The organism is Streptomyces sp. NPDC093795 (assembly GCF_044764665.1).
Lineage (GTDB): Bacteria > Actinomycetota > Actinomycetes > Streptomycetales > Streptomycetaceae > Streptomyces.
This window is the reverse complement of the sequence record NZ_JBIWIO010000003.1, coordinates 221,921-231,032: the sequence shown is the minus strand read 5'-3', so window position 1 is coordinate 231,032 and position 9,112 is coordinate 221,921. Positions and strand designations below refer to the sequence as shown.

The window sequence follows — 9,112 nt, the reverse complement described above, 5'->3', positions numbered from 1 at the left end:
TCGGCCCGGCCCCGGGGGGGCGATTCCCTATCGAATCACCCTAGCCGAGTACGCGAGGGGGGCGCTGCGCAGTGCGGCCGATCGATGGGGGCGTTGTCTTCCTCGAGTTCTCCGGTTGTGCGGGTGTCAGGGGTGCATCCGGGCGCCCTTGAGTACCTTGTCGACCGCGTTGCGCGGCCCGTACACGGCCAGACCCACGAGGTCCAGCCGGTCCTTCCCCACGGCCCGTACCGCGGCGCGGTTGTCCCGGTCGTTGCCGGTGGTGAAGAGGTCCGCGGTGAAGAGCGCCCGCGGGAGCGAGCGGGAGAGTGCGCGCGCGTGCGCGGCGGCCAGGGTCTCCTTCGTGCCCTCGAAGACCAGGACGGGCTGCCGGAACATGGGCAGGTAAGGGGTGCCGTCGGCGTCGGCGTACGGTTCGCCGATCACCTCGGGCAGCTCGGGGCCGAGGCCGCTGACCAGGAACGCGGTCACGTTCAGGCGCTGCCAGGTCTCCAGGTCCTCCCGCAGGAGGACGGCGATCTTGGTGTCGAAGCGGACGGGGGCGTCGGTCGTGGTCGTCATGCTCCGAGACTGCCGATCGCCCGCCCGGCCCGTCTTGTACATTCCTTGCATGGCGGCACGGCAGGAGGTCACGGCGTGGCGCCCGCGCGTTCCGGGGATCGTGGAGGTCTTCCACGCCCATTTCACCGCGCACACGTACCCGATGCACGTCCATGACGTGTGGACGCTTCTCATCGTCGACGACGGCGTCGTCCGCTACGACCTGAACCGGCGCGAGCGCGGCACGCCGGCCGACACGGTGTCCCTGCTCCCGCCGCAGGTGCCGCACAACGGATCGCCCGCCACACCCCACGGATTTCGCAAGCGGGTCCTCTACCTGGACCTCAGCCAGCTGGACGAGAGCTTCATCGGCGCCGCGGCGGACGGGCCCGACCTCGTCGATCCGCTGCTGCGCCGGCGCGTGGGCCAACTCCACGCCGCACTCGCGGACCGGGGCGGGGATCTGGAGGCGCAGAGCCGCCTCGCCCTCATCCACGAACGGCTGCGCACCCACCTCAGGCCGCGTCCGGCCACGCGCGCGCGTCCGGCCGATCCCCGGGTGGCCCACCGGCTGCGTGAGCTCCTCGACGCCCGGCTGCTCCAGGGGGTGACCCTTGACGAGGCCGCGCGGCTCCTGCACGCCCATCCCACGCACCTGGTACGGGCGTTCAGCGGGACCTTCGGGATCGCGCCGCACCAGTACCTGACGGCCCGCCGGCTCGACCGGGCCCGTCGGCTGCTGCTCGACGGGCAGCCGCCCGGGGAGGTGGCGGCGGCGACGGGCTTCTACGACCAGTCGCATCTGAGCCGCTCCTTCAAGCGGCTCGTCGGTACGACCCCCGGGCGCTTCGCCCGAAAGGGCGTACCCGTGGCGACAACTGGCCACGTTCCGCCGGGCGGGTGAGCCGGAGACACCTCTCCGGGAGGGGCGACCAGCGCCGAACGGCCCGGTACCTGGGGACAACCTCGCGTCCCGGCGTACTGATCCGGCCAGCGGTGTCTGCCGTGTCCGGCCAGCGGTGTCTGCCGTGCGGGACGGGCCCGTCCGGCCTCGCCGCGCGCTCCGAGGCCGGACTCTGCCCTGCTCCCGGCGGCGCCCCGGGTGGCACAGACGGCCGAATCCCGCTGCCGACTGAGGAGCTCGTACGGCCGCTCGCCCGGCGGCCCGTGGTGGAGCTGGTCGAGGGGTTCGCCGCGCCGTTCCCGCTGCTCGTCGTCGGGGGGCTGCTCGGGGTGCTGAGCGGGCGGACGAGGCCGGGGCCGGGACCGGTATGGGGACCGGGGCCCCGGGAACCTCCTCCACCCCCTCCTCGTTATACCCCCTACGGGTATATCGAGGAGGCTCCATGACCACGAGAAGACTGACCGCGCTCACCCCTGAGCAGGCACCGGGCAGGGCGGGCGAGCTGTTGACGGACATCGTCGAACGGCACGGCTCCGTCGGGGAGATGGTGTCGACGATGGCGCACTCACCTGCGCTGCTCGACGGCTATCTGAGCCTGTCCCGGGCGATGAAACGGGTGAGGATCCCTCGCGCCCTGAGCGAGAAGCTGTCGCTCGCGGTCCAGGAGTGGATCGGCTGCGGCACCTGCCGCGAGGCGCACCGGGAGGCCGGCCGCGCGGCGGGCCTGAGCGAGACCGACATCGAACTGGCCCGCCAGGGCACGTCGACCGACCCGCGCGAGGCCGCCCTGATCGGCCTGGCGCTCCGGGTCCTCGCCGAGCCGGGGTCCCTGTCGGACGACGACGTCGCCGAGGTGCGGGGGCACGGCTGGAGCGACCGGGTGATCGCGGAGGTGGTGGGCGTGGTCACCCTCAACCTCCTGACGGGCGCCTTCAACCTGCTCGCGGGTATCCAGCCGAAGCCCGAGGACTGACGGGACGGAGAGCCACGGAACGGGCGGGGTCAGCGGCCCCCGGGGCCGCCGCCGCCATCCTGCGGGCCCGCGTCGAGGCGTCCGCCCGGCCCTCCGTCGACACGCTCGCCCTCCGGCCCCCCGTCGACACGCTCGCCCTCCAGCCCCCCGCCGGCACGTCCCCCCTCCGGGCCCCCGTCGACCGGAGCGCTCGGGTCGTGGCCCGTGACCGCGCGGGCGTACGACGAGAGGGCGGCGATCACCTCTCCGCGGGTGCGGCGGCCCGCCAGGACCTCCATCTGGTAACCGTCCTCCATCGCAACGAAGTTGGCGGCGATCAGCCGCGGGGGGTCCTGGAGGACGAAGTACCCCTGCGCTCTGCCCAGGACGAGGATCTCGGCGTAGACGGAGATCTGTCGTTCCGTCAGGGCGCTGTCGAGAGCCGCCGCCTTGGCGTCACGCAGACACCGTGGCCAGTACTCGAAGAGCAGCCGGGTGAGCGCGTCGTCCGGTCCGGCGGCGACGCCCTGGTCGATGCAGGCCCTCAGCTTGAGCCGGGCGTCGGTGAAGCCGTCCGCGGCGGCCTCGCGGTCCCGGCTGTAGCGGGCGATGGCCTGCTGGTAGGTCTCGTGGACGAGGGCGTCGAGGTCTCCGTAGTAGAGCACCGCGGCCGGCGTGACCCCGGCCTCGTCGGCGACATCGCGCAGCCGCAGCCCTTCAAGCCCGCGGGTGAGGAGGGCACGCTGCACCGCCTCCGCGAGCTCGGCCCTGCGGGCTTCCCTCCCCCCGCCGCCGGCCTTCTTCGCCCTCGTGGACTTCGCCGCCACCGCGCCCTCACCTCTCACCGTCTCCTACATACAGATTCAAACAATATCCCCTAGACCTTGACGTACACAGACCCCATCTCTTAAATCTGCATTTAACAAAACTCCCCCTCCCCAGGAGTACGTCAATGACGACGCCCCCCGGCAGGACGGACAAGGGACTCCGCAGCGGCTCCCTCGGCCTCCTCTCCTCCGTCGCGCTCGGCCTGTCCTCCGTCGCCCCGGCCTACAGCATCACCGTCACCCTCGGCGCCGTCGCCCTGGTCGTCGGCGACCTCGCCCCGGCCGCGCTCCTCCTCGGCTTCGTGCCGATCCTGCTCACCGCCTTCGCCTTCCGCGAGCTCAACCGCGAGATGCCCGACTGCGGTACGACCTTCGTCTGGAACACCCGGGCGTTCGGCTCCGGGACCGGCTGGCTCGCCGGCGGCTGGGTCCCGCAGATCGCCACCCTGATCGCCATGGCCGCTCTCGCCCAGGTGAGCGCCGGCTATCTGCTCAGCTTCCTCGGGCTCGACGGGGTGGCCGGCGACGGCATCGCCGTGACCGCCGTCGCCGTGCTGCTGATCGCCGTCCTCACCACCGTCGCCCGCCGGGGCCTGCGGCTCGCGGCCGGCGTCCAGTACGTCCTGCTCGGCCTCCAGCTGCTCACCCTCCTCGGCTTCGGGACCGCCGCGCTCGTCCGCGAGGGTGCCGCGGCCCCTTCCGCGAGCTGGCTCAACCCCCTCGCCGTCGACGGCTTCGGCCCGTTCGCGCAGGCGGTACTGCTCTGCCTCTTCATCTACTGGGGCTGGGACGCGCTGATCACCACCAACGAGGAGACCCGCGACAGCGGCCGCGTCCCCGGCCAGGCCGCCGTCATCTCCACCCTCGTCCTGCTCGGCACGTACCTCTTCACCGCGTTCGCCGCCCTGTCCTTCGCCGGGACGGGGACCGCCGGGATCGGACTCGGCAACCCCGACAACGCCACCGACGTCCTCGCCTCCCTCGCCCCACCGGTCCTCGGGCCGGCGCTCGCCAAGGTGATGGAGCTCGCCGTCTGCGTCTCCGCCGCCTCCGCCCTGCTCACCTGCCTCGTGAGCAGCCCCCGCGGCACCCTCTCCATGGCCACGCACGGCGCACTGCCCGCCGTGTTCGCCCGCATCCACCCCCGGCACCGCACGCCCGCCTTCGGCACGCTCTTCTTCGGCTCGGCGACAGCCACCGTGCTCGTGGCGCTCTCCCTGATCTCCCGCGACTTCCTCGGCGACGCCATCCTCTGCGTCGGGCTGCTCATCGCCTGCTACTACGGCACCACGGCGCTCGCCTGCGTCTGGTACTTCCGCAAGCGCCTGCGCGACTCACCGCGCTCCCTGCTGCTGCGCGGGGTGCTGCCGCTCACCGGAGGCCTGCTCATGTTCGCGGCCTTCGCCCGCAGCGCGTACGACATGATCGACCCCGCCTACGGCAGCACCTCGTTCCACGGTGTGGGCGGCGTGTTCCTGCTCGGCGCGGGCTCGCTCGCCGCCGGAGGGCTGGCCGTCCTCACCGCCAGGGCCCGCTTCCCGGTCTTCTTCCGCACGGGTCGTACGACCGTGACCGCCCGGCTCGTCACCACCGAGGACTGACCACCACGGGCCACCGCACCGCGCGCCCTCCCCCCCCCCACCCACTCCCTCTCCCTCACGACTCTCACCAAGGACCCACCGCCCCATGCGCACTCTCGCCGTCGCCGCCCTGCAGACCGCCCCCGTCCCGTACGACCTCGAAGCGACCTGGCAGCGGTACGCCGACCAGGTCCGCGCCACCCGGTCCCTCTTCCCGCACATCCAGCTCGTCGTCGTACCCGAGCTGCTGCTCGCCGCCGAGGGCCCGCTGCTCGGGCCGTCCCCCGAGGGCTGGATGGAACAGATCGCCGAGCCGATTCCCGGCCCGGCCACCGACCGGGTGTGCGCGCTCGCGCGCGAGACCGGCCTCTGGCTGATCCCGGGCACCCTCTTCGAGCGAGCGGAGGACGGCCGGATCTTCAACACCGCCGTGGCCGTCTCCCCCGAGGGCGAGATCGTCGCCCGCTACCGCAAGATCTTCCCCTGGCAGCCGTACGAAAGGACCGCGCACGGCACCGAGTTCACCGTCTTCGACATCCCCGGCGCCGGCCGGGTCGGCCTCGCGATCTGCTACGACGGCTCGTTCCCGGAGACCGCACGCCAACTGGCCTGGCTGGGCGCCGAGATCGTGGTGCAGCCGACCCTCACCACGACCCGCGACCGGGAGATGGAGCTGGTGTGCGCCCGAGCCAACGCGTGGACGAACCAGGTGTACGTACTCAACGTCAACACGGCCGATCCCGCGGGCGTCGGCGCCAGCGCCCTCGTCGACCCGGAAGGGATCGTCCGCCAGCAGGCGGGCCCCGGGGAAGAAATCCTCGTCGACGTCCTGGACCTCGACACGGTGGCCCGGGTCCGGCAGCACGGTTCCAGCGGACTCAACCGCCCCTGGTCCCAGCTCGCCCGCTACGGGGAGGAGATCCACCTCCCGATGTACGGCGGAACGTTCCGCACCCCGGGGTGGGCACCGGTCGTCGATCGGGACGAGCAGGGACTCGACGGCCCCCTGGGCGGCGCCGTCGGCTGACGGAATGAGGCGCGGGTGTGATCCGTTGACGTGGTGGCGTGGCCGCCGCCGACGTATCCGTTCGGAGGCGGCCCAGGACAGTCCGTGGTCGCGTACAGCCGGAACAGAAGGAAGCACCATGAAGATCGGCATCATCGGCGCCGGCAACATCGGCGGCAATCTGACCCGTCGTCTCACCGCCCTCGGTCACGAGGTGTCCGTGGCCAACTCCCGCGGCCCGGAGACCCTCGCCGCGCTCGTCGAGGAGACGGGCGCCACCGCGGTCGACGCCTCGGAGGCCGCGCGGGGCGCGGAGGTCGTCGTCGTCACCGTCCCGCTGAAGAACGTCCCGGACCTCCCGGCCGGGCTCCTCGACGGCGCGGCCGAAGACTTCGTCGTCATCGACACCGGCAACTACTACCCCCGGGAGCGCGACGGCCGCATCGACGCCATCGAGGACGAGGGCCTCACGGAGAGCCGGTGGACGGAGCGGCAGATCGGCCACCCGGTGGTGAAGGCGTTCAACGGCACCTACGCGCAGGACATCCTGGATCGCCCCCGCCCGGCAGGTGACCCCGAGCGGCTCGCCCTGCCCGTGGCGGGGGACGACGAGACCGCGAAGAAGAAGGTGCGGCTCCTCATCGACGAGCTGGGGTTCGACACCGTGGACGCGGGCGGCATCGACGAGTCCTGGCGCCAGCAGCCGAACACCCCGGTGTACGGCCTCCGGGAGGGCGTGGACGCGGTGACGCAGGCGCTGGCCGGGGCCTCCCCGGAGCGCTCGGAGGCGTTCAGGGGCTGACGCCGACCGCCGCCGGGCCCCTCCGACGTCCTCAGAGCGCGCCGGCCGGCGCCGTGAACGTGACGGCGGCGGCCGGCACGGTCACCTCCGCGTCGCTCCCGAGGGCGTACGCCGCCACCCGGGAGACCGTCGCGGCCGGTACGACCCCGCTGATCCCGGGCGCGGCCGGGACGTCCTGGGTCGCGTGGGCGTCGTGCGGCACGACGACACGGTAGCCGCGCTCCAGGGCCGTACGGGCCGTCGCCTGGACGCACATCTCGGACATCACGCCGCAGACGGCGACCGCCCGCACGCCGGCGTCCGCGAGCAGGCCGCCGAGTGGGGTCTCGCGGAAGCCGTCGTCGTACGGCTTGCGGACGACCACCTCAGCCGGCCCGTGCCGGACGGGGTGGTGGAGCTCCCAGCCCGGCGTGTGCGGTTCGTCCTCCGCGCCGGGGTCCCCGTCGTTCTGGAGATGGACGACGAACGCCCCGCCCTGCCGGGCCCGCGCGATGAGGTCGGCCGTACGGTCGACGAGCCGTACGGCCCCGGGCACGGCCCCGTCACCGACGACGAAGGCCGTTTGCACGTCCACGACGATGAGCGCGTCGACGGGCCGCGCGTGCGGCGGGGCGGTGTCACCATGCTGGTCCATCCGGCCATCATCACGCCCAAGCGCCCCCACGGCCACGGTATTTCGCCCGCCCGCCCGCAGGCTGCGCCCTCGGCATAGGGAAGTCCTCTCTCGTACGGCGCTAGGGTTGCTTACCAAACGGGTCGACCCGTATCGTAAATCTCTATGAGCTCTCCCTCCTTCAGAGGACGCCCCAGGGACCCCCGTTCGCACGAGGCGATCGTCAGCGCGACCACAGAGCTGTTGATCGAGGTCGGCTACGCCGCGACGTCGATCGGGGCGGTGGCCGCCCGTGCCGGTGTCGGCAAGGACACGGTCTACCGACGGTGGCGGGGCAAGCCGGAGTTGGTCTTCGAGGCCGTGTTCACGACCACCGACCATGCTCCGACCCCGGACACCGGAACGCTGACCGGGGACCTGACCGCACTGCTGCGCGGCCTGGTCGACGAGTTCCACGCACCTGCCGCCGCAGCCGCGCTCCCCGGGCTGCTCGCCGACTTCGCCGCCGATCCGGTGCTGAAGGCTCGCATCCGCGGCGACTTCCTGGCCCCCTCGAAGGAGCGACTGCTGATCGTCTTCGAACGTGCCGTGGCACGCGGGGAGATCGCGGCCGACACCCCCGTGGATCTGGTCCTGGACACACTGGCAGGAGCCGTGTTCTTCCACGTCGGTCTGGTCGGGGAACAACCCGACCGTCAGCTGGCCGGCCGGCTGGCTGCTGTCATAGCCGAAGGAATCAAGATCCCATGAACGGCTGGCTTCTCGCAGCGGGCATCACCACGTTCGGTGTGGCCGCGGCACACATCATCGGCGGGCACCGGGATGTCGTGCGCCCGCTGCTGTCCTGCGGACTCGCAGACGAACCCAAGCGCGTCCTTCATGCCGTGTGGCACATGGTGAGCATCGACCTGGTGCTCTCCGCAGCCGCCCTGGTCCACCTCGCGCTGGCGGACGGTACGTCAGCGACCGGCCTGATGGCGTGGTTCGTGGCTGCGCACTTCGTGGCGTACGCGGTCGCCTTCCTGGTCGTCACGCTGTCGGTCGACTGGCCGAAGCCACTGCTCCGGCTGCCGCAGTGGATTCTCCTCCTGCCGGTCGCGGTCCTGACCATTGCGGGTGCCGCGCGTACGCCCTAGCCGCCGCGCGGCACAAGGGGCCCGCTGGAGCTGTCGTGGAGCCCTGTCCCGCCCTCGGTCCGCCGGGCGTTACGGCCTGTCCCTAGGCACCTGCCCCCTCGCCTCCCGGTCCCGTGGCGAACGCCAGGGGCGGTGCGATGGCCTGGGCGTCGGCGCCCTCGCCGACCCACAGGCCGATGAAGAGCGCGGCGGTCGCCTCCAGGAGGCCCGCACGGTCGAGACCGCCGCCGGCCACCGGCGTGCAGCCCGCGTCCCGGACCAGCTCCTCCGCGCGGGCGAGCGCCGACGCGTCGTCGCCGCAGAGCGGGACGGTGAGGCGCCGTCCGTCGAAGACCGGCGGAGTCATCCGCCAGACGTCCTCGTGGCAGAGGTTGAAGGCCTTGACGACCCGCGCGCCGGGGGCCGCCCGGGCCAGCCGCAGGGCCGCCGAGGGCCCACCGTCCGTCAGCAGCCGGAAGCCGGGGCCGACCGGGTTGGAGCAGTCGAGCAGGACCCGCCCGTCCAGCCGGTCCCGTACGCCCCCGACGACATCCGCCCCTGCGCCGTACGGCAGCGCGCCGAGGGCGACCTCGCCGAAGCCGGCCGCCTCGCCCAGGTCCCCGTACCGCGCACCGCCGCCGAGCCGGCTCGCGAGAAGGCGAGCCCTCCGCTCGTCACGGCCGCCGACGAGCACCTCGTGCCCCGCCCGCACCCAGTGGGTGGCGAGCGCCTGGGCCATGTTCCCCGTCCCCAGTACGCCGATCCTCATGGTT

General features: G+C 72.7%; 11 protein-coding genes. 7 read left to right on the top strand and 4 right to left on the bottom strand.

Annotated features, from left to right (window positions below; translation table 11 throughout):
- Positions 1 to 126: 126 nt before the first annotated feature.
- The gene (locus tag ACIRB7_RS09900; protein WP_403594987.1) at positions 127 to 612 is read right to left on the bottom strand and encodes a DUF2000 family protein; all 486 of its coding nucleotides are present in this window, start codon (positions 610 to 612) and stop codon (positions 127 to 129) included.
- Here ACIRB7_RS09900 and ACIRB7_RS09895 point away from each other — a divergent pair.
- Together ACIRB7_RS09895 and ACIRB7_RS09890 are read left to right on the top strand one after the other, a co-directional pair.
- Positions 611 to 1,444, top strand: coding sequence for an AraC family transcriptional regulator (locus ACIRB7_RS09895; RefSeq protein ID WP_403594984.1), 834 nt, complete (start codon positions 611 to 613; stop codon positions 1,442 to 1,444). The two genes, ACIRB7_RS09900 and ACIRB7_RS09895, sit on opposite strands and share 2 nt — an antisense overlap.
- 442 nt (positions 1,445 to 1,886) lie before the next feature.
- Entirely contained in the window at positions 1,887 to 2,417 is a 531-nt protein-coding gene (locus ACIRB7_RS09890; RefSeq protein WP_403594981.1) for a carboxymuconolactone decarboxylase family protein, read from the top strand.
- A 29-nt stretch (positions 2,418 to 2,446) separates the two neighbouring features.
- On the opposite strand, the gene ACIRB7_RS09885 is transcribed toward ACIRB7_RS09890, so the two are convergent.
- Positions 2,447 to 3,223 (bottom strand): TetR/AcrR family transcriptional regulator, encoded by a 777-nt coding sequence (locus ACIRB7_RS09885; protein ID WP_403594978.1) that lies wholly within the window; start codon positions 3,221 to 3,223, stop codon positions 2,447 to 2,449.
- A 125-nt stretch (positions 3,224 to 3,348) separates the two neighbouring features.
- On the opposite strand from ACIRB7_RS09885, the gene ACIRB7_RS09880 reads away from it, so the two are divergent.
- The 3 genes from ACIRB7_RS09880 to ACIRB7_RS09870 all read left to right on the top strand — a co-directional run bounded on the left by ACIRB7_RS09880 (position 3,349) and on the right by ACIRB7_RS09870 (position 6,611).
- On the top strand, positions 3,349 to 4,824 hold the full coding sequence (locus ACIRB7_RS09880) for an APC family permease (RefSeq protein WP_403594975.1): 1,476 nt from the start codon (positions 3,349 to 3,351) through the stop codon (positions 4,822 to 4,824).
- Between the two features lie 85 nt (positions 4,825 to 4,909).
- A complete protein-coding gene (locus ACIRB7_RS09875; RefSeq protein WP_403594972.1) occupies positions 4,910 to 5,830 on the top strand; it encodes a carbon-nitrogen hydrolase family protein in 921 nt (306 codons plus the stop codon).
- 4 nt (positions 5,831 to 5,834) lie between these two features.
- Complete coding sequence (locus ACIRB7_RS09870; protein WP_403594969.1) at positions 5,835 to 6,611, top strand: NADPH-dependent F420 reductase; 777 nt, start codon at positions 5,835 to 5,837, stop codon at positions 6,609 to 6,611.
- A 31-nt stretch (positions 6,612 to 6,642) separates the two neighbouring features.
- Here ACIRB7_RS09870 and ACIRB7_RS09865 read toward each other — a convergent pair whose 3' ends face one another.
- A complete protein-coding gene (locus ACIRB7_RS09865; protein WP_403594966.1) occupies positions 6,643 to 7,245 on the bottom strand; it encodes an isochorismatase family protein in 603 nt (200 codons plus the stop codon).
- A 144-nt stretch (positions 7,246 to 7,389) separates the two neighbouring features.
- Between ACIRB7_RS09865 and ACIRB7_RS09860 the strand changes: the two genes are divergently transcribed.
- Together ACIRB7_RS09860 and ACIRB7_RS09855 are read left to right on the top strand one after the other, a co-directional pair.
- Positions 7,390 to 7,974 carry a TetR/AcrR family transcriptional regulator gene (locus tag ACIRB7_RS09860; RefSeq protein WP_403594963.1) on the top strand — a complete coding sequence of 195 codons (585 nt, stop codon included), beginning with the start codon at positions 7,390 to 7,392 and terminating at the stop codon, positions 7,972 to 7,974.
- Positions 7,971 to 8,360, top strand: coding sequence for a hypothetical protein (locus ACIRB7_RS09855; protein ID WP_403594960.1), 390 nt, complete (start codon positions 7,971 to 7,973; stop codon positions 8,358 to 8,360). Before ACIRB7_RS09860 ends, ACIRB7_RS09855 begins: the two co-directional genes overlap by 4 nt.
- A gap of 82 nt (positions 8,361 to 8,442) precedes the next feature.
- On the opposite strand, the gene ACIRB7_RS09850 is transcribed toward ACIRB7_RS09855, so the two are convergent.
- Positions 8,443 to 9,108, bottom strand: coding sequence for an NADPH-dependent F420 reductase (locus tag ACIRB7_RS09850; protein WP_403594957.1), 666 nt, complete (start codon positions 9,106 to 9,108; stop codon positions 8,443 to 8,445).
- Between the last annotated feature and the right edge of the window lie 4 nt (positions 9,109 to 9,112).

What these genes read in the sequence shown, in the direction of transcription:
- ACIRB7_RS09895 (WP_403594984.1), top strand. Translation starts at nt 611, where the DNA reads ATGGCGGCACGGCAGGAGGTCACGGCGTGGCGCCCGCGCGTTCCGGGG.
- ACIRB7_RS09900 (WP_403594987.1), bottom strand. Translation starts at nt 612, where the DNA reads ATGCAAGGAATGTACAAGACGGGCCGGGCGGGCGATCGGCAGTCTCGG.
- ACIRB7_RS09890 (WP_403594981.1), top strand. Translation starts at nt 1,887, where the DNA reads ATGACCACGAGAAGACTGACCGCGCTCACCCCTGAGCAGGCACCGGGC.
- ACIRB7_RS09880 (WP_403594975.1), top strand. Translation starts at nt 3,349, where the DNA reads ATGACGACGCCCCCCGGCAGGACGGACAAGGGACTCCGCAGCGGCTCC.
- ACIRB7_RS09875 (WP_403594972.1), top strand. Translation starts at nt 4,910, where the DNA reads ATGCGCACTCTCGCCGTCGCCGCCCTGCAGACCGCCCCCGTCCCGTAC.
- ACIRB7_RS09870 (WP_403594969.1), top strand. Translation starts at nt 5,835, where the DNA reads ATGAGGCGCGGGTGTGATCCGTTGACGTGGTGGCGTGGCCGCCGCCGA.
- ACIRB7_RS09865 (WP_403594966.1), bottom strand. Translation starts at nt 7,245, where the DNA reads ATGGACCAGCATGGTGACACCGCCCCGCCGCACGCGCGGCCCGTCGAC.
- ACIRB7_RS09860 (WP_403594963.1), top strand. Translation starts at nt 7,390, where the DNA reads ATGAGCTCTCCCTCCTTCAGAGGACGCCCCAGGGACCCCCGTTCGCAC.
- ACIRB7_RS09855 (WP_403594960.1), top strand. Translation starts at nt 7,971, where the DNA reads ATGAACGGCTGGCTTCTCGCAGCGGGCATCACCACGTTCGGTGTGGCC.
- ACIRB7_RS09850 (WP_403594957.1), bottom strand. Translation starts at nt 9,108, where the DNA reads ATGAGGATCGGCGTACTGGGGACGGGGAACATGGCCCAGGCGCTCGCC.